Source organism: Streptomyces sp. NPDC014882 (assembly GCF_043081325.1).
Taxonomy (GTDB): domain Bacteria; phylum Actinomycetota; class Actinomycetes; order Streptomycetales; family Streptomycetaceae; genus Streptomyces.
Genome location: NZ_JBIBWL010000015.1, coordinates 1 through 23,919, shown reverse-complemented (window position 1 = coordinate 23,919; position 23,919 = coordinate 1). Strand labels below are relative to the sequence as shown.

Below are 23,919 nucleotides of genomic sequence, written 5' to 3'. Positions count from 1 at the left end.
CACTGGGGCAGACTGGGCGCATGTCCAGCCGTCGCAGAACCTGCCCCGAGTGCCGTCGGGAGATCGCCGTCGTCGCCGGCCGCTTCGCCCGGCACGACCCGCCCGGGGCGCGTGAGAACGGCCGGCTGACGTCCTGCCCCGGCTCGCGCGGCGTGGCGCAACTGGGTGCCGTCCAGCCCTCGTTGGACGGCTACGTGGTGTCCGACATACCCGGCCAGCTGCCCTTGTTCTGAACGCGTGTTCCGAACGCGCCCTCCGAACGCCCCCGGCGGTGCCCTCAGTTGCCCGCGACCGACCTCACCGCCACCGGTACCGGCGTCGAACCGGAGACCAGCTCCAGGGTCAGGCCGGCCGTCGCCGGGGTGTCCAGCAGTTCCGCGAGGACGGCGGCCACGTCGTCGCGCGGGACGGACCCGCGGCCGGTCTGCGCCTCCAGCCGGACGAGTCCCTCGCCCGGGTCGTCCGTGAGCGAACCCGGGCGCAGGATCGTCCAGTCGAGACCGTCCAGCCCCTGGACGTACGCGTCGGCCTCGCCCTTGGCGCGCAGGTAGACGTCGAAGACCTCGTCGCCCCTGCGGCCGGCATCGGCGCCGTAGGAGGACACGACGAGGAAGCGGCGTACGCCCGCGCGCACCGCCGCGTCCGCGAACAGGACCGCCGCGCCCTTGTCGACGCTCTCCTTGCGGGACGTTCCGCTGCCCGGGCCGGCGCCCGCGGCGAACACCGCGGCGTCCGCGCCCCGCAGGACGTCCGCGACCTCCTGCTCCGACGCCGACTCCAGGTCCAGCACGACCGGTTCGGCGCCGACGGCCCGCAGGTCGTCACCCTGCTCGGCCTTGCGGACGATGCCCGCGACCTCGACTCCGCGTGCGGCGAGCAGACGCTCCAGCCGCAGCGCGATCTGACCATGACCTCCGGCGATGACAATGCGCATGCCTTCGACCGTACGCCCGCCCGGGCCGTACGGCGCGTCACCGGTGCCGGACACCGCGCCCCGCACCCGCCGCATCCGGCGGCCCCGGCAACACCGGCGGCCCCGGCAACACCGGATCCCGGCCTACGGCGACGTGCTCCGCCCCTGCCGCGGCAGCCCCGGTCCCTCCGCCGCCGAGTCGCAGTACTCGCGCACCGCGCTGGTGCGGGCCACCACCCGTCCCCGGTGGATCACGATCCTGCTGTACGACAGCGACAGCGCGTCCGCCAGGCGGTCGCCGCGGACGGCCAGCAGATCGGCGGGGAAGCCCGCCTCCACCCGCACCTCGGGCAGCCCCAGGGCCGCCCGCGCGCACCCGCTGACGGCGTCGTACGCCTCCTCGGGGCGCAGGCCGTGGCGGGAGGCCAGGAGGTACGCCGCCTCCAGCGGGTCGCCCCGGCCGACCGGGTTGGAGACGTCCCGCAGGCTGCCGCTGCCCGCCGCGACCCGGACGCCGGCGGCGCGCAGCAGCCGCACCGGAGGCGTGCCGCGGCGGTCGGTGGCGCCGCAGCCGCCCTGGGGCAGGCACACCACCGTCACGCCCGCCGCGGCGAGCCGGTCGGCGGTGCGGGCCGCGGACTCGGCGGGGAGGCGGGTGAGGGCGGCGCACGGGCCGATGGTGACGCCGGGGCGCAGTCCGCCGGCCATCGCGGCCAGCCGGGCCAGACGGGCCGGGTCGGCGGCGTCGGTGTGCAGGTCGACGGGGCAGCCGTGTTCGGAGGCGACCTCCAGGACGGCCTCCACGTAGCCGGTCGGGTCGGGATCGAGGTCCGGGCAGCCGCCCACCACCGAGGCGCCCATCTTCAGGGCGTCCCGCAGCATCGCGAGCCCGTCCGCGCCCGCCGCCCCGGTCAGCAGCCGGGGCATCGCCACCGTCGTCACCTCGGCCAGCCCGCGCAGCGAGCGCCGGGCCCGCAGGACGGCCGCCAGCGAACCGAGCCCCTGGACGTCGCCGACGCGCACGTGCGCGCGGGACGCCGTCGCCCCGTGCCCGAGCTGCAGCAGGGCGGCCTCGGTGGCCCGGCGCTGGACGTCCTCGGGGGCGTACGAGACGGGGCCGTCGGTGTCCGCGGAGAGCGCGGTGTCGGCGTGGGCGTGGGGCTCCACGGGGGCGGGCAGGAGGAGGTAACCGCCGAGGTCCACGCGGGTGCCGGGGGCCGGAGCGGGGCCGGCCGTCAGGCTGCCGACGGTGCCGACCGCCTCGATGCGTCCGCGGCCCAGCCGTACGTCCACGGTCCGGCCGTCCGTGAGGCGGGCACCGCACAGCAGGAGGGCGCCGGGGTCCGGCTGCCCGTCCGGGGAGGCCGGCGTCCCGGACGGGGGGTGCGGCTGGCTGTCGGGCATCGCGCTCCAGGGGCTCGGCAGAGAGTGGGGGCTCGCTGCCCGGGGCTCGGGCAAGATCACGCAGAGTGAGTCGAGCCTAGGGCGGCCGTCCGGCGCCGTCGGGGAGGAGCGCAATAGTCGTACCGGTGTGGTCCGGTGGGCCGGAGGGGCTCAGGAGCCGTGTGCCGCCTGGGCGGAACGGGGGCCGGCGGGGCCGGGGAAACGGATTTGGGCGAACGGCTGCGGACCGTGTAATGTCTTCATCGCTCGCCCCAATAGCTCAGTCGGTAGAGCGTCTCCATGGTAAGGAGAAGGTCTACGGTTCGATTCCGTATTGGGGCTCTGGTGGGTGAGGTTCCCGTCGTGAGGCGGGACCTGATCCCATCAAAGCGGTGTAGCTCAGTCGGTAGAGCAAGCGGCTCATAATCGCTGTGTCACCGGTTCAAGTCCGGTCACCGCTACTGACAGTAGCCGATTGTGGGGTCGGTCCTTCGATCGGCTACTCTTTCTTGCGTATATATGTCCCATCCGTTCGTCAAGGAGCACTCACGTGGCTGCCACCGACGTCCGCCCGAAGATCACGCTGGCCTGCGTGGAGTGCAAGGAGCGGAACTACATCACCAAGAAGAACCGGCGTAACAACCCGGACCGACTGGAGATGAAGAAGCACTGCCCGCGTTGCAACGCGCACACCGCGCACCGCGAAACGCGATAATTCAGGCTCGTACGCGAGGCCGTCCCCGAGTGATCGGGGGCGGCCTCGCGTCGTTGAGCGACCAGTACCGGTCAGTAGAGCGACGCAGAGCAAGCAGGAGGTGCCGAGCCGATGGCGCTCGACCAGTCCTTCGTGGGGCGGACCTACCCGCCCACCGATTCCTACGAGGTCGGCCGGGAGAAGATCCGCGAGTTCGCGGAGGCCGTGGGGGACACCCACCCGGCCCACGTCGACCCGGAGGCCGCCAAGGCGCTCGGGTATCCCGACGTGATCGCCCCGCCGACCTTCGTGTTCTCCATCACCTTCAAGGCCGCGGGCCAGGTCGTCCGGGACCCGCAGCTCGGTCTCGACTACAGCCGGGTGGTGCACGGCGACCAGAAGTTCGCCTACCGGCGCCCGGTGCGGGCCGGTGACCGGCTGACCGTGACCTCCACCATCGAGGCGATCAAGTCCATGGCGGGCAACGACATCGTCGACGTCCGGGGCGAGGTCCACGACGAGGCCGGCGAGCACGTCGTGACCGCCTGGACCAAGCTCGTCGCCCGCGCGGCGGAGGAGGGCTGACATGACCGCGAAGATCTCCTACGACGACGTCGAGGTCGGCACCGAGCTGCCCGCGCAGTCGTTCGGCGTGACCCGGGCCACCCTCGTCCAGTACGCGGGTGCCTCCGGGGACTTCAACCCGATCCACTGGAACGAGAAGTTCGCCAAGGAGGTGGGCCTGCCGGACGTCATCGCGCACGGCATGTTCACCATGGCCGAGGCCATCCGGGTCGTCACCGACTGGACCGGCGACCCGGGCGCCGTCGTCGAGTACGGCGTCCGCTTCACCCGGCCCGTCGTCGTCCCGAACGACGAGCAGGGCGCGACCATCGAGGTCGGCGGCAGGATCGGCGCCAAGCTCGACGACCGCACGGTCCGCGTGGACCTGACCGTGACCAGCGGCGGGCAGAAGGTGCTGGGGATGTCCCGGGCGGTCGTACGACTGGCCTGAGCCCGGTCCGCATCCGGCCCGGGGCCGATCCGGGTCCGGTCCGGAGCCGGTCCGCATCCGGCCCGGCCCGGGCCCGGCCGCGGCGAGGCCCGTCCGGGGCCGGAGACGTTCTCACCGGTACCGGCCCCGATACCGATACCGGCACCGGCACCGGCACCGGTGGGGTGAGGGGCGTCCTCCCCCGTGGGATGCCCCTCACCCGTGGTGAGTGCGCGGCCGGGGCCGTCGGTGCCGTCTCGTAGGCTTGGGCGCGTGCTGGAACTCCACGACGCCCCGCTCGCCCCGCTGACCACCTTCCGGCTGGGCGGCCCCGCCACCCGGCTGGTGACCGCGACGACCGACGCCGAGGTGATCGCCGCCGTGCGCGAGGCCGACGCCGACGGCACGCCGCTGCTCGTCATCGGCGGCGGCTCCAACCTCGTCATCGGCGACAAGGGCTTCGCGGGCACCGCCCTGCGCATCGCCACCCGCGGCTTCGACCTCGCCGGTACGACGCTGGAGCTGGCCGCCGGCGAGGTGTGGAGCGACGCCGTCGCCCGCACCGTCGAGGCCGGACTGGCCGGCGTCGAGTGCCTGGCCGGCATCCCCGGCTCGGCCGGCGCGACCCCGATCCAGAACGTGGGGGCGTACGGCCAGGAGGTGTCCGCCACGATCTCCGAGGTGATCGCCTACGACCGCCGCACCGGCGAGACGGTCACCCTCGGCAACGAGGAGTGCGCCTTCTCCTACCGGCACAGCCGTTTCAAGGCCGACCCCGAGCGCCATGTCGTCCTGCGCGTCCGCTTCGCCCTGGAGGACGCCGGCGGACTGTCCGCGCCGCTCAGGTACGCCGAGACGGCACGCGCCCTGGGGGTGGCGCCCGGCGACCGGGTGCCGCTGGAGCAGGCCCGCGAGACCGTGCTGAAGCTGCGCGCGGGCAAGGGGATGGTCCTGGACCCCGAGGACCACGACACCTGGTCCGCCGGGTCCTTCTTCACCAACCCGATCCTCACCGACGCCGACTTCGCGGCGTTCCACGCGCGCGTGCGGGAACGACTCGGCGAGGACGCCGTACCGCCCGCCTACCCGGCGGGGGAGGGACGCACCAAGACCTCCGCGGCCTGGCTGATCGACAAGGCCGGCTTCACCAAGGGCTACGGCAGCGGGCCCGCCCGCATCTCCACCAAGCACACCCTCGCCCTCACCAACCGCGGCGAGGCCACCACGGAGGACCTGCTGGCGCTGGCCCGGGAGGTCGTGGCCGGAGTGCGCGAGGCGTTCGGCGTCACGCTGGTGAACGAGCCGGTGATGGTCGGGACCGGACTGTAGGAGCCCGCCGCGGGTACGGCACCGGTGGACAGGGGGCGACCGCGGGCCAGGGCCTCCCCCGATCCGTAGCCCCGGCGGCCGCGGGCGCCCCCCTGCCTCGATGGTGGCCCTCCCGTCGCCTCCCGACTCCCCCGCAGCACGGTTGTTTCCCGGTCGGGGCGGCTGAAATACGGCCGAAACCCCGCGAGGGCCCCGCGGTGCCGCCACTATGTGGGCGAAGGGGAACCGGGGAGGCGCGCGTGACGGTGAGCGGGACGCAGGGGACGGCCGGGGAGGGCCGGGCCGGAGAGGACCGGATCGGGGAGGGCCGGGCCGGGGAGACACAGGCCGGGGAGGACCAGGAGGCCCGGACGCGGGAGTTGTTCCGGCGGGCGACCGCGGTCAGCCAGGAGTGGGCCCGCGCCGGAGAGGGCGGCGCCCTGCCGGACGGTGCCGCGACCGAGCGGATGCTGCGCGAACTCGAGGACGCCGAGCGGGAGCGGCACGGCGCCGCGCGGCGGGCGTTACGGATGGCGCGCGGCACCCTGCTCGCCGTCCGCCACCTCGCCGGCAGGCCGCCCGCCGGCACGTACGGCGGGTCCGCCGACCCGGCGGGCGACCGGGCCGAGGCCCTGGTCCTGCTGCGGGAGGCCCGCGAGCCGGAACCCGTCACCGAGCGGGAGACGCAGTCCCGGACGGCCGTCACCAAACTCCTGATCCGGCTGCTGGTGCCGCACCTGCCGGACCTCGCCTTCCGGGGCCGGCAGGACATGATCGACGTCCTGACGGTCGGCGCCACCTTCATGGCACCCGACAACGGTGTGCTGCGCGAGGAGCTCGCCGAGGTCGGCGCCCTGCTGGCGGAACTCGCCGAGACCGCCGACCCGGCCGACCGCCCCGACCTCGAACACTGGACGAGGCTCCTGGGGATGCTGCAGACCGCCCGCGACCGGGACTCGCTGCTCGAACTGGGGAAGTACGCCACCTCGACCGGCGCGATGGCGCCGCAGCTCCGGACGTTCATGGGCGCCGCGCTGGAGATGCTCAAGGACCTGCCCGACGTCGCGCCCACCCCCCTGGGCGGCTCGCAGGAGGAGATCCGCGAGCAGGTGGAACTCGCGGCGGACGACATGCTGCCGCTGCTGGAGCTGTTCGCGCCCGGCATCCTGCGCCCGGAGGAAGCGGAGCAGGCGGTCGACGCCCTGCCGCGCGATTCCTGGCAGGAACAGGTCATCGCCGGCCTCGCCCGCTTCGGCATCGCGATGCGCTCGGGCGACCCGGAGGGCCTGGTGGAGGCGGCCGAGCCGCTGCTGCGGGCCGGACAGGACAAGGGCGTCCCCGCCGGCGTGGCGGCCGTCCTCCAGGCGGCACTGCTGTCCGGTGCCTCCCTCAACGGCGGCAACATCGCGGACGCCAGGGCCGCGCAGCGCCTGCTCACCGAGAACATCGACCTGGCGGCGCTCGCCGGCGGCATGGCCCCGGGCACGCTGGGCCGGGACTTCCTGGAGACCGGCCGCGCCCTCCTGGAGTACCAGCGGGTCTGCGACGCGTCCGAGGACGACCTCGACGCCTTCGCCGACATCGACGAACGTCTGCTGGCCATGCGCCAGGAGCTGGCCGCGGACAGCGGCTCGGCGAGCGTCGTCCTCTTCGTCCTCGGCTTCCTGCAACTGCGCCGGACCATGGCCATCGGCCGGGCCGGCGGAGCGGTGGCCCCGCCGCTGCGGCGGGCGCTGATGTACCTGCGCGAATCGAAGGAACACCCCGGCACGCCGATCGCGCTGCGGGGGGTCCTGGCGCCCGTCACGGCCCTGTGCAAGGCGCTGGAGCAGTACATCGAGCCCTCCGACGCCAGCCTGCTGGACGACGTGGAGGAGCTGCGGGCCGCGCTCGGCGGCCCCCGCGTCGCCGCCGACCAGGACATCCGCTCACGCCTCGGCATGGCCCTCGTCCTCGACATCGAGTACGACCGGCGCGGCGATCCGGCCGCCCTCGCGGCGGCGCTGCGCGAACTGGAGACGGCCCGCGCCGAGATCGGCGACCACACCGGGAGCGGCACCGCGCAGGACGTGTACCGCAAGCTGGCCGACGCCTACCGGCGCCGCGGCGGCCCCGGCGACACCGAACGCGCGCTGGAGGCGACCGAGCGGCTGCTGGAGAGGGTCGCCGAGGACGTGCTGCTCCAGATCGGCGCCGAGCACGGTCTGGAGGCCGCCCGCGCGGCGGCCGACCGGGGGGTCACCGCCGCCGTCCGGGCGGCGGAGAACGGCGACGCCGCCACCGCGCTGCGCGTCCTCGAGGCGGGCCGCGCGCTCGTCCTGCGCGCGGTCGCGGCCTCGGCGAGCGTGCCGGAACAACTGGAGGCGCACGGCGAGAAGGACCTCGCCGCCCAGTGGCGCGAGGCCGCCCGCGCGGGGTCGGACGCCGGCGGGGACGCCGCCCGCGCGGACCCCGGCACCCTCATCCCCAGCACCCTGCGGCGCCGGGCCCTGCGGGCGCTGCGCGCCGCCGGGATCGCGGCCGCGCCCGGATGGCAGGAGGTGTCCGACGCGGCGGAGGCCGCCGGGGTCGACGCCGTGGTGCACCTGCTCGTCGGACAGGGCGACGGACCCGGCCGGGCGCTGGTGGTACGGCCCGGCCTGGCGCCGCTCGCGCTGGAGCTGCCCGGACTCGGGGCGGCCGGACGCGAGCCCCTGGACCGGTATCTGGACGCGGCACGCGACCGTTCCGCCTTCACCGCACCCGACGCACCGCCCCCGGTGTCCGGCCGGGCGGCGGCGGAGGAGGCGCAGGCGGTCTGGGAGGCGGCCCTGGAGGACCTGTGCGACTGGGCCGGGCCGGCCGTCATGGGGCCGGTCCTGGAGGTGGTCCGGCCCGGCCGCCCGGCCCGCCCCGGCGATCCCGTGCGGGTGGTGCTGCTGCCCGCCGGGAACCTCGGCGTCGTGCCCTGGCACGCCGCCCGGCTCGGTGCGGGGACGCGGACGGGAACCAGGGAGCCAACGGGAACGGAAGAGCGGACGGGAACCGGGGAGCGGACGGGAACGGGTGCGGGGGAGCGGCCCGTGTACGCCGTGGACCACGCCGTCCTCAGCTACGCCGCGTCCGGGGCGGAGTTCGTGCGGTCCGCCGCCCGGCCCCGGCTGCCCCTGGACGGGGCGCCGGTCCTCGTCGCCGACCCGACCGGCACGCTGGCGTACGTGGAACACGAGGTCGAGACGCTGCGCGCCGCCTTCTACCCGACGGCCCGCTGTTTCGGCTTCCTCAGCGGCAACGGCTTCGACGTCGACGGCACCCCCGACGAGCTGCTGCCGCTGCTGCCCGGCGGTACCGCCGAACGGCCCGCCACCCTCGTCGAGTTCGGCGTCCACGGGATCGCCGGGGACCTGCCCACCGTGTCGAGGCTGCTGCTGCACCGGCCGCGCGGCGCCGCCGAGGACGCGGGCCTGCTCACCGTACGGCGGCTGCTCGGGGCGCCCGCCGCGGACGGGGGCGGCGGCGCCGGGCCGCTGGTGGTGCTCAGCGCCTGCGAGACCGACCTCAGCACCCGGGACCACGACGAGACGCTCACGCTCACCACCGCGTTCGTCGCACGCGGGGCCGCCGACGTCATCGGTTCCAAGTGGGCCGTCGCCGACGTCAGTTCGGCCGTCCTCATGTACGCCCTGCACCACTTCCTCGCCGACGGCGCGGACCCCGCGCAGGCGTTGCGGCGGGCCCAGCTGTGGGCGCTGGACGCCGACTGGGCCGCGCTGCCCGGCCTGCCCGGGCCACTGGCCGTCCGGGTCAAGGGCAAGCCGCCCCTGCCCACGGGCGCCTGGGCCCCCTTCATCCACCAGGGCAACCCCGGACCGGTCCGACCCGAAGGGAACACCGTTGGACGCGAATGAACTGCTGGCCCTTCTCGTCAGACACCGACGAGAGCTCCGGCAATGGCTGGACGAGGACCAGTACCGGCACTTCCTGGCCATGACGGAACGGCTGCGCGAGGTCGGCGACGACCCCGAGCGGGCCCGCATGGCCGTGATGGCGATCGTCCGCTCCCTGTGGCCCGTCCCGGACGAGGCGGGCGTGCTGGCCGAGCTGCTGCACGCCAACCACCGCTCGATCGCCACGGAGACGATCGTGCCGACGCCGGAGGCGGTGCTCGCGGCCCTGGAGGAGCTGTACGCGGCACCGGCGGCGGGGGAGGCGGACCGCCCCGACGCGACGGGCGCGGACCGCGCCACCCGGATCGGCCCCGCCCACCCCGTCGCGGACGGCCCCGCCCACCCCGTCGCGGACGGCTTCGCCCATCCCGGTCCGGTCGAACCCGCTCACCCGGACCCGGCCGGCCCCGATCCGGCCGACCCGGTCGCCGCCGTCCTCGCCGCCGCGCGGCGGCGGTTGCTCGCCGTGCCGTGCCGGGCCGCCGCGCCCGCCGGGAGCACGGCCGCGGGGGAGGGCCCCGCCGACGTCATCGTGCTGGCCGATCCGCAGGACGGGCCGCGCAGCCCCGACTTCCAGTTCGACCCGGACACCGGGCGGCCCCGGGAGATCGTCGTACGGATCAACCGCATCCTGCTCGCCGACCGCGACCCCTGGGGCGCCGCCGACTGGTGGCTGGGCCGGAACTCCTGGCTGGGCGGGCCACCGGCCTCGCTGCTCGGCCGGGTGCCGGACGACCGGCTGGCGGACGCCGCCCTGGCTCTCGTCGAGGAGGACGGCCGATGACGCGGCAGCTCCCCCCGGAGATCACCATGGTCCCCCGGGTCACGACGCTCCCCGCCGGCACCGCGCTCTGGCGCTGCCACCGCAGCCGCTACCCGGCGACCGGCTTCAAGTCGGTCGAGGCGCACACCCTGTTCGGCGGCAGCCGCTTCGACTGCACGGCCGACGACCCCTACCCCTACCTGTACGCCACCCGTGAACCCGCCACCGCGCTGGCCGAGGTCCTGCTGCGGTCCATGGACTTCGACCCGGTGGCCGGCGCCCGGCTGGTGCCGTGGGCGCAGGCCAGCCGGTACACGCTCGCCCAGGTCGTCACCGCCACCGAGCTGACGCTCGTGTCGCTGCGCACCGAGGAGGACCTGGCGGCCGTCTGCCAGACGGGCTGGCTGCTCGACTCCGAGCCCGACGACTACCCGCGCACCCGGTACTGGGCCCAGGAGCTGCGGCGCCAGGCCAAGGAGGCCCACGGCCTGCTCTGGCAGTCCCGGCGGCACCGCCCGCGCGAGGCGCTGGTGCTGTTCGGGGACCGCTGCGACGGTGCGCCCCTGCACGGCGAGCCGCTGGTCTCCCACGACCTCGCCACGCTCGCCGGGGTGGACGCGGCGAACCGGCTGCTGGCCCCGCTGCGCGCGGTGATCGTCCCGCCGGAGCCCGCGGACTGACGGCGTCCGCCGCGCCGGCCCCCTCCCACGGCGGCCGGCGCGGAGCCGCAGGCGCGAGGCCGCCGGAACGAGGCCGCCGGACCGGACCGCTAGGCCGGACCGCCGGAACGAGGCCGCCCTACGCGGGTGGTTCCTCCACCACCAGCACCGTGAACGCGCAGTACGTGCCGAGCCGCACCGTGTCCCCGTCCGCCACGGGGACCCGGTCGCCCGGCGGCACGCGCTCGCCGTTGACGAAGGTGCCGTTCACGGTGCCGGCCGGGTGTTCGGTCAGCCAGAGGCCGCCGTCCGGGGCCATCTCGATGCTCGCGTGGCGGCGCGAGACCCCCCGCTCGCCGTCGAGGGCGGCGGCCACGGCGGGCGCCGCCCAGGACGGGTGGCGGCCCAGGTTCAGCGGACCGCAGCCGCCGTGCCGCAGCTGGACCGGCGGCCGGGTGCTGATCAGCCGCAGGTGGCGCACCGACTCCTGGCACTCGGGGCAGGCGGACGCACCGGAGGGGACGTCCGCCGCGCAGGACCAGCAGGGGTGGGTCCGGGGCGCGGCGGAGACCTGCGGGCCGGCCGGCCACGGAGGCGGTTCGTCCCCTTCCTCCCCGCCCTCGTCGTACTCCCCGCTCCAGTCGTATTCGCCGTATTCGCCGTCCTCGCCGTCCTCGTCGTCCTCGTCGTCGTACTCGTCGTCGAGGAACACGTCCTCCGCGAGGGACTTGTCGACGTACCGCGGAGGCCGTGCTCCCCCGTCCGTCACCACGGCGGCCGCCGGTCCGGGGTCCGTTCGCCCGGTACGGCGTCGATGTCCACGCGGACGCCGCCGTCCGGCTGGACGGCCACCCGCGAGACGGTGACGACCGTGCCGGGCGTCAGTTCCACGCCGAGGTCGAACATCGCGCGGGCCAGCGGGTTGATGAGGTGGGTCTCCAGCTTCATGCCGATGCCCCGGCCGCCGTTGTGCCGGTCGCGCGTGCACGCGTCGGCGAGGACCTTCTCGGCCTCGGGGAGGACCCTCAGGGACAGGCCGCCCTGGCGCCGCATGTGCTCGACGATGTTGCGCAGCTGCCCCTCGAAGATGAGGTGAGCGGTGGGCTCGTCGATGTACTGGAAGACGACGATGTTCCCGCCGAGCCGGTTCAGCAGTTCGGGCCGCTTCAGGGTGTGCTCGAAGTGGTGGCGGACGTTGCCGAGGATCTCCTCCTCGAACGCGGCCCGCTCCGCCGGTGTCCCGGGCAGCCGGTCCCGCCCGGCCGGGGCGGACAGCGGCCGCCCGTCCGCGCCCGCGGGGCCGTGCACGCCCAGGTTGGACGTGAAGATGAGGACGCACTCGCTGAAGTACGTCGTCACGCCCTGGCCGTCGGTGAGCCGGCCGTCCTCCAGGACCTGGAGGAACTTGTCCAGGACGCCCTTGTCGGCCTTGTCGATCTCGTCGAACAGCACCACGCGGAACGGGTCCTCGCGGACCGCGCGGGTCAGCTCGCCGCCCGCCTCGTAGCCGACGTACCCGGGCGGGGCGCCCACCAGGCGGTCGGCCGAGTGCGGGGCGGAGAACTCGCTCATGTCGAAGCGCAGGCAGGCGTCCTCCGAGCCGAACAGCGTCGTCGCCACCGCCCGCGCCAGCTCCGTCTTGCCGGTACCGGTCGGCCCGGCGAAGAACAGCACGCCGCGCGGCCGGTGCACGGACGTCGAGGCGGCCTGCGCGCCGGAGAGCCCGAGCGCCGCCCTCTTGAGCACGTCGAGGGTCTGCGTGACCGCCTTCTCCTGGCCGCGCACCCGCTCGCCGATGAGGGTCTCGCCGTCCCGGATGCTGTCGGCGACCGCGCCGCCGGTCCACGGATTGCGGCTGACGCCCAGTTCGTAGAGGCGGACCGCCTGGTCCATCTCGGCGAACGACAGCCGGCGGGCCCGGGCCAGCCGCATGCTCTCCCGCATGGCGCGCAGCGTGAGCCCGCCGGCGGCCCGCGCGAACCGCACGACGTCCTCGTCCGTCGGCTCCTCCCGCTCGGCCCCCTTCAGCAGCGGGCCCACGTCGAGCCCGGTGGCGGTCTCGGGGACGCCGGCCTGCCCGGCGAGCAGTTCCGCCATACGGCGACGCTGGCCCAGGTCCGGCATCGGCACCCCGATGCTGCGCACCCGTACGCTGCTGGTCACCAGCCAGGACGGCAGGTCCCGTTCGCCGTCGGCGAGCCAGAGGACCGGGTTGAACAGGGCGCGGCCGGTCCTGGCCCGGGGGAAGGGCCGGGCCTCCTCGGCGATCTTCAGGCAGCGCAGGAAGAACGTCCGTTCCTCGTCGCTGAGCTGGTTGGCCTGGGTGGGGATGCGGGAGGCGAAGTCGACGAGCAGCGCCGCGTGCACCGGTTTCTGGTAGTCGTCGTAGCGCGGGTTGTCCTTCGGGGGGCCGGGCCGCTCACCGACCCAGCCGCGGGCGAAGGACTCGAAGACCCGCGCGGCCCGGCTGCCGTCCTCCTCGTCCGAACGGCCCGGCACACGACGGGTGTTGCGCTGGAGGAGGGTGTTCATGTCGAGGCCGTCCTCGCTGCGGGCGACGGTGAACCCGGCCACCTGGTCGTAGCGCAGCAGGCACTTGTAGCCGGCCCGCCGCAGGCCCTCCCACAGGAGGTCCTCGAGGCACAGCGCGCGGTTGCGGCGGGTGCCGTCCTCCCGCACGTCGGCGACCAGGTGGTCGTCGCGGACGTTGCCGTGCAGGACGTACTGGGAGTGGACGCTGAGCGTGGTGAACAGCTCGGCGGCGAAGGGCGGCTGGACGGTCCGGGTGACGGTCGCCTTGGTCAGGGGCGGCGACTGGAGGGGAAAGCTGGTCAAGGGTCCTCCGGGGAAGGCGGCGACGCGGGCGCCGGTCAGTGGTCGTGGTGGCGTTGCAGGGGCCGGCGCGGGGCCTGCCGCCGGGCGGGCTTGCGGCGGGAGCCGGTCAGGCCGGGCGCCGGTTCGCCCGTGCGGACCTGGCTCCGCGACCAGGTGAACTCCGCGCGGACGCCCTCCTCCTCGGTGAGCCGGCCCAGTTCCTCGACGTATCCGGAGCTCTCGGCACACCGCTCCTCGTCCCAGGCCGCCCAGCGGGCCACCGCGTCCGGGTCGGCCTCCTCCTGAGGGGTCAGCGGCCGGCGCATGGTGAAGACGCGGGCCTGGCCCGTCGAGGTGAGGCGGACCCGCAGCCAGTACCGGCCGCCCCAGGCCGCCGGCGCGAAGTCCCAGTGCTCGGAGTCCGTCCGGGCGTGCACCGAGCCCTCGCCCCACCGTTCGGTCGCCCGGCGCAGCGCCGCCACCAGGTACGCCCGCTGGAGGGCGGCCGAGCGGGTCACCAGGGCCTGCCGGACGGTGCGTTCGTCCACCCCCGAGGGCGCGACACCGTTCCGCAGGGCACGTTCGAGCACCTCGACGGCCTCCGACGGGTCCGGCAGCCGGTCCACCCCCTCGGGCGCCGGGGCCCGCAGCGCGCCGAGGCGCAGGGCCGCGTCCCGGCGGGCCCGCTCGGCGGCCAGCGCCCGCTCCGACTCCTTGCGGGCGATCAGCGCGGCCTCGTCGAGGTAGCGCCGTACCGCGGTGGGCCGCCGCCCCACCGCCCGGCGGGCCTCCCGCAGGCAGTCGTCGATCAGGTCACGGCCGCCGGAGGTGAACGCCAGCGGCAGCCCGGCCAGCAGTTCGGCGCCCTCGCGCAGGACGTCGTCCTCGGTGGGCGAGGCCGGTGAGGCGGGCGTGGGGGACGTGGTGGGCGCGACGGCGCCGGGAGCAGCGGTGTTCCCGGTGGCCCCGTCGGCCGCGGTGTGCCGCCCGGCCGTCGCCTCGGGCCCGGGGCCGCCCTCCGCGTAACGGATCAGGGCCTGGCGGCGCCGCTCGCGCAGCCGGTCGTACCAGGCGGCGTGCTCCGGGTCCCGCGCGTGGTCGAAGGGCAGCCGGGCGGTCGCCCGGGACGCCCGCTGGGCCTCCGCGCGGCGCAGCGCGCGTTCGGTCTCGGCCAGCCGTTTCCACAGCACGTCGAGGGGGACGCCGACGGGCTGCACCGGGGCGGGCAGCGGCGGGTCGCCGGGCCCCGACGGGTCCAGGCCCAGGACGGTGATCCGCGCGTTGAGCCCGGCCGCGGCCTCCGCCGCGCGCCGCCAGCACTCGCCGGCCGTCTCCAGCGACGCCTGGCGCCTGGAGAGGGCCTCCTGCTCGGCGGCGACCTTGTTGTTGAACGCCGCCAGGGCCACCGTGCCGCGCAGCGCCAGCCGCGTGACGAGCAGCGCCCCGCTGAGGTCGGCCAGGCCGAGGAGGGCGGGCACGACCATGTCGTGGAGCTGGTCCGCGACGGCGTCGCCGAGATGCCCGACGGCGTCGCCGAGGTGCGCGGCGGCGTCACCGGCATGGTCGGAGACGGCCCCGGTGAGCTGCCCGGCCGCCGTGTCCGTCACGTCCGTCACGTCCGTCACGTCCGTCACGTCCGTCACGTCCGTCACGTCCGTCACGTCCGGGACGCCGGTGTCCAGGGACAGGGCCGCCGGGTCGGGCGGGTAGCCGTACGCCGAGACGTCCGGCATCACGGTCAGCAGATCGGTGCCGGCGAACGCGCTGCTCACGCCACTCCTCCAGAGGGGGAACCAGAACCAGGAACAGAAGGGGCACCGGCGGGGGAGCCGGTACGGGAGTCGGGCGGGGCGCCGGGTCCGGCGGGAGCGCCGGGTCCGGGCGGCGGGCCCGGTTCGGGGGGTGTCCCGGCCCCGGAGGGCACCCCGGGCCCCGGCGAGCGCAGGGGCCGCCTGGCCCCCGGCACCGTCCCGCCGGCACCACCCGTCCCGCCGGCACCACCCGCACCGCTTCTCGCACCGCCCGCCCCCGTGAGCGGTCGGCCGGCCCCGCGGGCCGTCGCGAGCCGGGCGTTCCAGGCCCGCACCCGCAGCACCGACGAGACCAGCAGGGCCAGCACGGTCACCGCGGGCCAGATCCACACCGCGAGCAGGAACGTGCCGAGCACCGTCCCCGCCACGGCGGCCAGGGCGAGCGCCGCCCACAGCCGGCCCCGCCACCCCCGGCGCGTGATGCGGCGGGTCACCGGCAGGGACCGGCGGGTGAGCAGGCCCATCACCGAGTGGTCGGGGTGGTAGCGCGGGCCGATGTACCAGGCCGTCCAGCACTCCACGGCCAGCAGCGCCGCCAGTGAGGGGACGCTCAGCAGCCAGGCCGTCAGCACGGTCGGCTGCGGCGCGCGCCCGGTGACGTCGGCCAGGCCGACCACGAAGGCGTGCGGGAAGAACAGCAGGAGGGCGCCGCCCGCGGCCCGGCCCAGCACCACCGGCAGCTCCAGCCGCCGCTGCACCAGCCGGAAGTGCCGCGAGGCGGCGTCCGTCGCCGCGAGCTGCCGGTCGCGCTCCCGTTCCCGCCGGATCGCCCGCGCCTGCTCCAGGGCCAGCGGATGCAGGCGCAGCGCGAGCAGCAGCGGCACCGGTTCGCGGGCGTCCTCGGCCAGCCGGACGAACCAGGGCACGTGGGCGGGCAGGCCGCGCACCGCCCGCTCCAGCTCGGCGCGCAGCCCGCGGGTGACCGGGGCCGGGGCGGCGGCCAGGTGCAGGAGTTCGGCGGTCAGGGCCGCTCCGGTGCCGGTCGCGGCGCGCAGGCCGTCGCGGTCGTCGCCGAGCTCGGGTATCCCGGACAGCCGGGCCACGGCCGCGTCCCACTGGTCGTGGTGGTCCTGCCAGCGCCGGTCGACGTGGGCCAGTTCCTCGCCGCCGCGCCGCGCGGCCAGCCGGCCGAGCAGCCGGTGCCGGTGCAGCTCGCCCATCACGTCCACGCACTGCCGGTCACCGGCCGCCGCGCGTCGCGCGAAGTCCGGCAGGTCGCCGACGTCGAGCGGGATGCCCCGGTAGCCGGGTTCCTGCTGCGGGGCCATCCAGCCGATCAGGTCGATCAGCGTGCCCGCGTCCGGCCTGCGCCGCAGCAGTTCCCGCAGCACCTCGTCGAGGGCCTCGGCGCGGACGGGGTCCCGCTCGGGGCGGAACGCGCCGAGCCAGCGGCCGAGCCGCTCCCGCTCCCTGCCGCGGGCCAGCCGGCGCACCATGGCGGGCCAGTCGGCGTCGAACTCCTCGCCCAGCGCCGCCGGATCGGTGAACGTGCGGCCCGCGTGCTCGAAGCGCGGCACGTCCGGGGCGGGCCCGGCCCCGGCGGCCGGCCGTCCCGCGGTGCCGTCCGCGGTGCCGTCGGTCGTGCCGTCCGCCGTGCCGTCCGCCGTGCTTCCGGCCGTGCGCGGGACGGGCCCCAGCCGGGACACCGCCCCGGGACTGCCTCCGGCCAGCCACTCGGCGACCTGCGCCGAACCCCAGCGGTCCTCCGGGTGGTGGGCCAGCAGACCCTGGCACAGCAACCGGACCCGCCCGTCGGCGATGCCGCCGAGGTCGAGCGCGCCCGCCTGCACCGCGTCCATCACCGAGGCCGTCTCGTGGTGCCTCTCGACCGGGTGCCGGCCGCGGGCGGCCTCGGCGACCAGGACGCCCAGCGACCACCAGTCGTCGGCCGCGCGCACGATCGGCCTGCGCAGCAGCGCCTGCGGCGAGGCGTAGCGCGGGGTGGCGGCCCAGGCGCCGGACGCCTCGCGCGGGGAACGGGCGACGAGCGAGATGCCGAAGTCGATCAGCACGAGGTCCTCGGTGGGCCGGGCGTAGTCGCCGAGGACCAGGTTGGACGGTTTCACGTCCCGGTGCACCACGCCGGCCGCGTGCAGCGCGGTCAGCGCGCCGTGCAGCCGGCCGACCAGCCCGCGGATCTCCTCGGACGACAGTTTCCCGCGGCCGCGCAGGAAGGTGGCGAAGTCGGTGCTCCCGTGCGAGGGCAGCACGTGGAAGGGCGCCCCGTCGGCCGTCCCCCGTTCCAGGACGTACGACAGCCCGTCGTGCAGCGGCTCCGACAGCAGGGCGGTCACCTCGCCGTCGGGGGCCGCGTCGGGGTGGAACCACTTCAGCACCCGCTCGGTGTCCGGGCCGGTGGCCTCCTGGTCGAGCACCCGGAACACGGCCGCGCGCAACTCGGCGGAGCGGCCCTCCTCCCCGGCCCGGTGCACGGTCTGCTCACCGCGCCTCGGCAGGCGCTCGCGCGCCACGAAACGCGCGGCCAGCGCGGCCGGCAGCGTGTCCGGATCACCTCGCGGGTCGGACACGGGCAGGCCGCCGGGCGCCGGTTCCGGCTCGTAGATCGTCGGCGGGACGAGGTCCTCGCCGGGGTCACCGGGATCAGCAGGAAACGTCATGGAATTCACCTGCGGACGGAAAGGACCGGGCGGTCCGGGTGCGGACGGGCGGAACAGAGGGAACGGCGGTCACGGCGAGGAAGGCGGGCGCGGTGAGAGGGGAAGGCGAAGGACGTCCGGTGCGGGCGTGACGAAAAAGAATTCGGATGGATATGCGATTTCCTCTCCGGTCGTGGGGTCCGGAGAATTCCCCGGTGCGGCGGCGGCGCCCCGCGGGACACGGCGGTCCCCTGCGGGAAAGGAAAAGCGGCGGCCGTACCGGCCCCGCCCGCCCTCGCCGAACACCCGGCGGTCGCGGCACCGGCGCCGATATGTTGACCGGCATGAACCCTGATGGTCTGCCGGACCGTGCCGACCTCGAACGGGAACTGCGGAACCTGCGCCGCGGCGGCCTGCCCGCGCTGCAGTCGCTGGTGCCCCGGGGGCTGCGCGCGGTCACTCTGCACGCCGGATACGCCGAGGGCGAGGACGACCTGGCCGACGGGGCGGAACGGCTCGTCCGCGCCGCCGCCGAACGGCTCGGCACCGACGACCTCATCGGCCGCGCCGCCCAGTGCACCTTCGGCCTGCTGCCCGGCCACCGGGGCGACCCGGCCGCGGACCGGCGCCGGGCGGCGGCCCAGGTGTACGGGGTGAGCGACGAGCGCTACCGGCACAGCCAGGAGCGCCGGGTCGTCGAGCAGCTCGCCGGGGCCATCCTCGCCGAGGCCCGCGAACCGGCCGTCCGCGCACCCCGGCCCGCCGCGTCCGGACCCCGCCCCGCCGTCCGCCCGGCCGGGGCGCCCCCCGCGCCGGCGCCGTACACCGGACTGCCGGGACGGGCCGGGAGCCGGCCGGTCACCGTGCACGTCTCGCCCATCGAACTGCTGCGGGACGTCGACGTCGTCGTCTCCTCGGAGAACGTCCACCTGGAGATGTCCAAGTCGTTCCGGCCCACCGTCTCGGGGGCGCTGCGCCGGGCGGCGGTCGTCGACCGCGGCCCCGAGGGGCCGGCGACCGACGTCCTGGCCGAGGAACTCGCCGCCTGGGTGCGCGCCCGCCCCGGTGTGCTGCCCCTGCGGCCCGGCACCGTCGTGCCCACCGGGCCCGGCGCCCTCGCCGAACGCGGGGTGCGCCGCGTCTACCACGCGGCCCTCGCGATACCCGACGGCCTCGGCTACCGCGTCGACCCGCAGGACATCGCCACCGCGGTCGCGGCCTGCTTCGCCCGGGCCCGGCAGGAACGCGCCGCCGGCCTGCGGTCGATCTGCTTCCCCCTGCTGGGCGCGGGCCGCGGCGGCCTGGACCGCCGCACCAGCGCGGAGTGGCTGCGCTGGTCCATCGAGGACGCCCTCACCGCCGACCCCCACTGGTCCGTGCACATCGCGACCCGCTATCCCGAGGCGGCGAGCCTCTTCGACGCGAAGGTCCCGCAGGCGCCAGGGGCGTAGGGAGGATCGCGAGAACCCCTCCGCCCGAGGGGACGCCCCCGGAGGGCGTGCCCTCGGAGGGCGTGCCCCCGGCCCGGCGACGTCCGGCACGCACTTCCCCGGAAGGGCTGCCCCCGGAGGGCGTGCCCCCGGCCCGGCGACGCCCGGCACGCACTTCCCCGGAAGGGCTGCCCCCGGCCGCGTCGTCGGGGGCGCCCCGGTACGGCCGGTGCCGGCGCGGCCCCCCGCCGTGCGCTCGCACGCACCGGACGCCGCCGGACCCGCCCCTCGGGCGGACGACACCGCTTTCGCGGCACGCCCCGGCGGCCGCGGCGCGCCCCCGGGACGGCGACCGGTGCCGCCGAAGGGCGCGCCGCCCGCCGCCCGCCCCCTCACCCCCGCCAACTCGGCCCCCTCAGCCGTACGCCCGACGCCGCCAGCTCCAGCTCCAGCCGGCGCAGTTCGCCGCGGGCCGGAACGCCGTACAGGCGGGTCTCCGCGCCGTCGGCGCGCAGCGCCACCCGGGGGCCGGGGGCGTACGCGCGGGTGAGGTGCGGGCCGTAGCGGGCGGTGCCCAGGCGGGTGCGGGGGACCAGACGCTGGTTGGCCGAGCCGCGCCAGACCAGGTCGGTCGGCTCGGCGACCCGGAATCGCCCCGTCACCACCGCGTCCGCGCCCGCCAGCGCCGACCACACCCGCGCCGGCACCTCGCCCGGTTCGTGACCGGTGTAGACCAGCAGGTCCGCACGCGGCCCGTCGCCGCGGCGGCGCAGCCGGTCGGCGCCCCTCAGCAGCGCGGCCAGCGCGGCCGGCTGGGCCAGCGGTTCCCCGCCGCTGACCGTCAGGCCCTGCGCGCCCCGGTCCAGCGCGGCCCGCCACAGCCGCAGCAGTTCGCCCACGGTGACCGTCCGCCCGCCCGCCGGGTCCCAGGTGTGCCGGGACATGCAGCCGGGACAGGCGAGGGCGCACCCCTGGAACCACAGGGCCAGCCGACGGCCGGGACCGAGCGTCTCGACGGGGAAGTACCCGTCGGCGATCCGCACCTCGCGCGCCGCGTCGGCGTCGTACTCGGCCATGCGCCCCCCCTTGCGCCCCTGTGCTCCCTGAATGCATCCGGCGTACACCGGCATGCATACGAAGATCTCTTCGATTTCGCGGATCTCCACGGCCCGCGGCGGAAGCGAAGACTATTCCGGGTCCCGCCCGTCCCACCGGTGTTTTCGGAAGTTTTCCAGGAACGCCGGCACCACTCCGGTCGCCCTCCGGTCGATCTCCGGTCGATTCCCGGATGACCGGAAATCCGGTGTCGGAAATCCCTCCCTCCGGCGTTCGGTTTTCCCCTAGGCTGCGCGAAATCCCGGATTCCGGCGGAGCCTTCGCTCCGGCCAGGGCACCGTCGCCGTGCCCGCACGCGGCCCCAGGGGGCGGTCCGGGTGTCATCGACGAGGGGGATCCCATGAGCGAGGTGAAGTCCGTCCCGGCGGACTACGGCCGCAGCCGCCTCACCGCGCGCACCCGCTGGCGGGCCACCCGCCGCGGCAGGCGGGACGGACGGGCCGGCGTCGGCCCCGAGCAGTACGCCCGCCAGCTCGAACGCGGACTGCGGATGGCACTGGAGGACCTGCGGTCCCGGTTCGTCACCCGGCACGCGGCCCACATCGACCGCGTCCACGCGGAGTCCGCGCGGATCGTGACGGAGTACGACCACCGGCGCGAGGACGTGCCCGCGGCCCTGGCCCGCTTCGGCGGCTGGGTGTCGCAGTGGCGCACGGAGGTGACGGCCTGCCAGCAGCGCGGCCTGGCCCTCGCGGCCTGCGCCGACCAGGAACTCGCCCACTACGAAGCCGCCCACACGCGGGCCCGGGCCCGCGCCCGCCGCCGCGCCGAGCGCCGCGCCGCACGACCGGCCCGCGCGCGCGGCGGTCGCCCGGCCGAGCCGCCCGGCGTGCCCGTGCCGCCCGGCCCACCCGAGTGGGACACGGCCGGCACGGCCCTGGCGGCACCCGACGAGACATGGACGGGAGCACCGGACTGGATGCTCGACGACGCCCTGGTCCGCAGGGCCCTGCACATCCTGGAGCAGAGGATCGGGCCGGCGGCCGCGGCGGCCGGCCGGGGAGAACGGGGGACCCGATGAACACCGCACGGCACGCCGCAGGTCCTGCGGCACGGCAGGCCACAGGCCACGCCGCACACCGCACCACAGGCCGCACCACCCACCGCACCGCCCGCCGCGCCGCCGTGCACACCGCACGGATGACCGCCGCACTGGGCGCCACGGCCCTGCTGCTGACGGGGTGCGGAGCGCTCGACGGACCCGACCGGCTCTCCGCCGACTGCGCGGTCGTCGTCGACGGCTCCGGCTCCGGCGCCGACAGCGAGAGCGGCTTCCGCGCCAAGGAGAAGCTGAAGGCGACCGTCCCCGGCTTCCTGGCCGACCAGAAATGCCGTTACGTCTCCTACGCGCCCATCACCGCGGCCTCCACCGCCTCCTCCTGCCAGGTGCCGAGGATGGACCTCGACCCGGACGGCGACCAGCGCTCCGACCGCGAGAGCCTGTGGAAACAGACCCGCGTCCTCGCCGAGGCGGGCGCCGAGAAGATGCTGGACTGCGCACGGCGGCGCCAGCCCGGCTCGGACGTCCTCGGCGGGCTCGAACGCGCCGCCAAGGTGCCCCGCGACGGCGACGGCACCTACCACGTCCTGGTGATCAGCGACTTCGACCAGTCCGACCCCGACTTCCGGCTCTCCAAGTTCGAGCTGGAGACACCCGCCCAGCGGGACGAGGCCGTCGCCGCCCTGGTCGCCGTCCGCGGACTGCCCGAGCTGCCCGACACCACCGTCCACCGCGTCGGCTTCGCCATGCGCGGCGGCAGGACCACCCCCGAACGCGTCGAGCAGATGGACCGGTTCTGGCAGCAGGTCCTGGAGAAGGAGGTGAAGGTCGGTGTCGACGACGGATACGGGGCCTGAGGAGCCCCGCAGGCTCAGGTACGGCCTGCCCTTCCGGCGCGGCGAGGGCCGCGCCCCCGGCCTCGGCCGCACCGGCGGCGGCACCGCCCCGCGCGGGCCCGTCCCGCCGACCGAGACCAGGGAGGCCAGGCAGCTCCTGGCCCGGGCCGAGTCCGCCGGCCGCCGCGCCGCCGGCGACGGCACCCTCAACCCGTACGTCCTCGGCTCCGTCCACCGCCTGCCCTACTTCGGCCGGCTGACCGGACTGCGCGGCCACGCCCGGGACCGGACCGTGGCCCGTCACCACGCGTACGAGGAACGCGAGCTGCGGGACTCGGCACGCCTGTACGCCGACACCGCGGCCCGCGAGGAGGACGCCCGGCGGGCCCGCGACGCCCAGGCGGAGGAGACGCGCCGCCGGCTCGCGGCCACCGCCCGGCTGGACCGGGCGGCCGCCCGGATGGCCGCCCGCGAGGACAGCCGCGACCGCCTGCTGCCCCGCTGGGCGGGAGGCGCCGCCTCCGGCCCGGACCGCGACCCCGCCCGGGACCCGGCCGCGGACCCCGCCCCGCCGTACGCCTCGCCGTACGCCTCCGACCCGGACGACGACTTCGAGCCCGAGCCCGAGCCCGCACCCGTTCCCGTGCCGCCGGCGGCGCACTGGGAGGGCCTGACCGAGACCGCGGCCATGGCCCGCCGGCCCCGGCTGGCCCTCGCCGCCCTGCTGGTGCTCGTCGAACTCCCGGTGTACGTGACGCTGTTCCTGGCGATCCACGACGGGACGCCGGAGGGCAGGCTGAGCGCCTACCTGCTGTCGGCCGCCGTCGGCGTCGTCATGACGGCCGGTCCCTTCCAGGCCGGACGGCAGTGGCGCCGGCGCGGGGCCACCGCCTCGCTGTGGGTGGTGCTGCCGGTGGCGGCGGCGCTGGCGTCGGTGTGGGCCTGGGCCGCCTGGTACCTGGGCGACCTGCGGGCGCGGATCGTGTTCCGGGAGGCCCCCGACGCGGGCATGGAGGACCTCGCCCGCCAGATGGGCGTCGACCTGCCCCCGGCACCCACCGTGCTGGAGCAGCTCCACCTGGACCAGCACACGGTCGGTGTCACCTTCATCTCGCTGCTGCTGCTCTCCGGCGGGATCGCCTTCCTGCTGGCCCTGTCCGAGGAGCACCCCTTCGTCGCCGCCTACCGCCACCACCACCGCAACCTGCGGAAGGCCGAGACGGCGCTCTCGCGGGCCGTGGCCGCGGCGGCGGGAGCCCGGCGGCAGCAGGAGACGCAGGCGGAGCGGGCCAGGGAACGCGGTGAGGCGCTGGCCGCCGAACTGGCCGCGGTGGACGCCGTGTTCGAGGCGGCCGCGCACGCCTATCTCGACGGGGTGCAGGCGGCCTCGCACGATCCGGCGGTCACCGAGGGCGCGATGCGGCTGTCGGCCCGCTACCCGCTGCTGCCGGAACCCGTCCCCACGCGGGCGCGGGCCGGCCTCTGAGCCGACCCGCGGGCGCCGGGCCCGCCGGGCGTGGGTACGGGCGTGGGCGTGGTCAGGGGGCCACGCCCACGCCCCGCCGCCCCGGCCGCGGAGCCCCGCCCCCCCGGCCGCGGGGGGGGGGGGGGCGGGGCGCCGGGCCCCCCCCCCCCCCCCCCCCCCCCCCCCCCCCCCCCCCCCCCCCCCCCCCCC

The 23,919-nt window shown here is 76.2% G+C and carries 19 protein-coding genes and 2 tRNA genes; 14 read left to right on the top strand and 7 right to left on the bottom strand.

Features of this window, described 5'->3' with window-relative positions:
* Window positions 1-20: 20 nt before the first annotated feature.
* Window positions 21-233, top strand: a complete 213-nt coding sequence (locus ACF09K_RS27985; protein WP_392247853.1) for a hypothetical protein — start codon at window positions 21-23, stop codon at window positions 231-233.
* Between the two features lie 44 nt (window positions 234-277).
* On the opposite strand, the gene ACF09K_RS27980 is transcribed toward ACF09K_RS27985, so the two are convergent.
* On the bottom strand, window positions 278-934 hold the full coding sequence (locus ACF09K_RS27980; RefSeq protein ID WP_392247850.1) for an SDR family oxidoreductase: 657 nt from the start codon (window positions 932-934) through the stop codon (window positions 278-280).
* A gap of 123 nt (window positions 935-1,057) precedes the next feature.
* Window positions 1,058-2,317, bottom strand: coding sequence for an amidohydrolase family protein (locus tag ACF09K_RS27975; RefSeq protein ID WP_392247848.1), 1,260 nt, complete (start codon window positions 2,315-2,317; stop codon window positions 1,058-1,060).
* Window positions 2,318-2,565: 248 nt separating this feature from the next.
* Here ACF09K_RS27975 and ACF09K_RS27970 point away from each other — a divergent pair.
* From ACF09K_RS27970 to ACF09K_RS27930, 9 genes are all read left to right on the top strand, one after another.
* Window positions 2,566-2,638, top strand: a tRNA-Thr gene (locus tag ACF09K_RS27970).
* Window positions 2,639-2,684: 46 nt separating this feature from the next.
* Window positions 2,685-2,757, top strand: a tRNA-Met gene (locus tag ACF09K_RS27965).
* An 89-nt stretch (window positions 2,758-2,846) separates the two neighbouring features.
* Window positions 2,847-3,011 carry a 50S ribosomal protein L33 gene (rpmG, locus tag ACF09K_RS27960; RefSeq protein ID WP_003948671.1) on the top strand — a complete coding sequence of 55 codons (165 nt, stop codon included), beginning with the start codon at window positions 2,847-2,849 and terminating at the stop codon, window positions 3,009-3,011.
* A gap of 111 nt (window positions 3,012-3,122) precedes the next feature.
* Entirely contained in the window at window positions 3,123-3,575 is a 453-nt protein-coding gene (locus tag ACF09K_RS27955; RefSeq protein WP_392247846.1) for a MaoC family dehydratase N-terminal domain-containing protein, read from the top strand.
* A gap of 1 nt (window position 3,576) precedes the next feature.
* Window positions 3,577-4,005: a MaoC family dehydratase gene (locus tag ACF09K_RS27950; RefSeq protein WP_392247844.1), complete on the top strand. Its 429-nt coding sequence runs from the start codon at window positions 3,577-3,579 to the stop codon at window positions 4,003-4,005.
* A 252-nt stretch (window positions 4,006-4,257) separates the two neighbouring features.
* Window positions 4,258-5,313, top strand: coding sequence for a UDP-N-acetylmuramate dehydrogenase (locus ACF09K_RS27945; RefSeq protein WP_392247842.1), 1,056 nt, complete (start codon window positions 4,258-4,260; stop codon window positions 5,311-5,313).
* Between the two features lie 239 nt (window positions 5,314-5,552).
* A complete protein-coding gene (locus ACF09K_RS27940) occupies window positions 5,553-9,179 on the top strand; it encodes a CHAT domain-containing protein (RefSeq protein ID WP_392247840.1) in 3,627 nt (1,208 codons plus the stop codon).
* Window positions 9,166-10,002, top strand: a complete 837-nt coding sequence (locus tag ACF09K_RS27935) for a hypothetical protein (RefSeq protein ID WP_392247838.1) — start codon at window positions 9,166-9,168, stop codon at window positions 10,000-10,002. Before ACF09K_RS27940 ends, ACF09K_RS27935 begins: the two co-directional genes overlap by 14 nt.
* Entirely contained in the window at window positions 9,999-10,661 is a 663-nt protein-coding gene (locus ACF09K_RS27930) for an RES family NAD+ phosphorylase (protein WP_392247836.1), read from the top strand. Before ACF09K_RS27935 ends, ACF09K_RS27930 begins: the two co-directional genes overlap by 4 nt.
* A 118-nt stretch (window positions 10,662-10,779) precedes the next feature.
* Here the strand turns inward: ACF09K_RS27930 and ACF09K_RS27925 are convergent, their stop codons facing one another.
* From ACF09K_RS27925 to ACF09K_RS27910, 4 genes are read right to left on the bottom strand one after another with little or no spacing between them, the layout of a single operon-like run.
* Window positions 10,780-11,412 (bottom strand): FHA domain-containing protein, encoded by a 633-nt coding sequence (locus tag ACF09K_RS27925; RefSeq protein ID WP_392247834.1) that lies wholly within the window; start codon window positions 11,410-11,412, stop codon window positions 10,780-10,782.
* Window positions 11,406-13,475 carry an AAA family ATPase gene (locus tag ACF09K_RS27920; protein ID WP_392247832.1) on the bottom strand — a complete coding sequence of 690 codons (2,070 nt, stop codon included), beginning with the start codon at window positions 13,473-13,475 and terminating at the stop codon, window positions 11,406-11,408. Before ACF09K_RS27920 ends, ACF09K_RS27925 begins: the two co-directional genes overlap by 7 nt.
* Window positions 13,476-13,510: 35 nt before the next feature.
* On the bottom strand, window positions 13,511-15,226 hold the full coding sequence (locus tag ACF09K_RS27915) for a hypothetical protein (RefSeq protein WP_392247830.1): 1,716 nt from the start codon (window positions 15,224-15,226) through the stop codon (window positions 13,511-13,513).
* Entirely contained in the window at window positions 15,223-17,883 is a 2,661-nt protein-coding gene (locus ACF09K_RS27910) for a serine/threonine protein kinase (protein WP_392247828.1), read from the bottom strand. The genes ACF09K_RS27915 and ACF09K_RS27910 overlap by 4 nt, the downstream gene beginning before the upstream one ends.
* Window positions 17,884-18,206: 323 nt before the next feature.
* On the opposite strand from ACF09K_RS27910, the gene ACF09K_RS27905 reads away from it, so the two are divergent.
* A complete protein-coding gene (locus ACF09K_RS27905; RefSeq protein ID WP_392247826.1) occupies window positions 18,207-19,313 on the top strand; it encodes a macro domain-containing protein in 1,107 nt (368 codons plus the stop codon).
* A gap of 371 nt (window positions 19,314-19,684) precedes the next feature.
* Here ACF09K_RS27905 and ACF09K_RS27900 read toward each other — a convergent pair whose 3' ends face one another.
* On the bottom strand, window positions 19,685-20,368 hold the full coding sequence (locus ACF09K_RS27900) for a 4Fe-4S single cluster domain-containing protein (RefSeq protein ID WP_392247824.1): 684 nt from the start codon (window positions 20,366-20,368) through the stop codon (window positions 19,685-19,687).
* Window positions 20,369-20,748: 380 nt separating this feature from the next.
* Between ACF09K_RS27900 and ACF09K_RS27895 the strand changes: the two genes are divergently transcribed.
* The 3 genes from ACF09K_RS27895 (at window position 20,749) to ACF09K_RS27885 (ending at window position 23,730) form a co-directional block, all read left to right on the top strand.
* Window positions 20,749-21,429, top strand: a complete 681-nt coding sequence (locus ACF09K_RS27895; RefSeq protein WP_392247822.1) for a hypothetical protein — start codon at window positions 20,749-20,751, stop codon at window positions 21,427-21,429.
* Between the two features lie 119 nt (window positions 21,430-21,548).
* Window positions 21,549-22,265, top strand: coding sequence for a hypothetical protein (locus tag ACF09K_RS27890; RefSeq protein WP_392247820.1), 717 nt, complete (start codon window positions 21,549-21,551; stop codon window positions 22,263-22,265).
* Window positions 22,240-23,730 (top strand): hypothetical protein, encoded by a 1,491-nt coding sequence (locus ACF09K_RS27885; RefSeq protein ID WP_392247818.1) that lies wholly within the window; start codon window positions 22,240-22,242, stop codon window positions 23,728-23,730. The genes ACF09K_RS27890 and ACF09K_RS27885 overlap by 26 nt, the downstream gene beginning before the upstream one ends.
* Window positions 23,731-23,919: the final 189 nt, after the last annotated feature.

Coding starts and splice junctions, on each gene's coding strand:
- ACF09K_RS27975 (WP_392247848.1), bottom strand. CDS start 2,317: ATGCCCGACAGCCAGCCGCACCCCCCGTCCGGGACGCCGGCCTCCCCG.
- ACF09K_RS27980 (WP_392247850.1), bottom strand. CDS start 934: ATGCGCATTGTCATCGCCGGAGGTCATGGTCAGATCGCGCTGCGGCTG.
- ACF09K_RS27930 (WP_392247836.1), top strand. CDS start 9,999: ATGACGCGGCAGCTCCCCCCGGAGATCACCATGGTCCCCCGGGTCACG.
- ACF09K_RS27950 (WP_392247844.1), top strand. CDS start 3,577: ATGACCGCGAAGATCTCCTACGACGACGTCGAGGTCGGCACCGAGCTG.
- ACF09K_RS27900 (WP_392247824.1), bottom strand. CDS start 20,368: ATGGCCGAGTACGACGCCGACGCGGCGCGCGAGGTGCGGATCGCCGAC.
- ACF09K_RS27910 (WP_392247828.1), bottom strand. CDS start 17,883: ATGACGTTTCCTGCTGATCCCGGTGACCCCGGCGAGGACCTCGTCCCG.
- ACF09K_RS27890 (WP_392247820.1), top strand. CDS start 21,549: ATGACCGCCGCACTGGGCGCCACGGCCCTGCTGCTGACGGGGTGCGGA.
- ACF09K_RS27905 (WP_392247826.1), top strand. CDS start 18,207: ATGAACCCTGATGGTCTGCCGGACCGTGCCGACCTCGAACGGGAACTG.
- ACF09K_RS27955 (WP_392247846.1), top strand. CDS start 3,123: ATGGCGCTCGACCAGTCCTTCGTGGGGCGGACCTACCCGCCCACCGAT.
- ACF09K_RS27895 (WP_392247822.1), top strand. CDS start 20,749: ATGAGCGAGGTGAAGTCCGTCCCGGCGGACTACGGCCGCAGCCGCCTC.
- ACF09K_RS27985 (WP_392247853.1), top strand. CDS start 21: ATGTCCAGCCGTCGCAGAACCTGCCCCGAGTGCCGTCGGGAGATCGCC.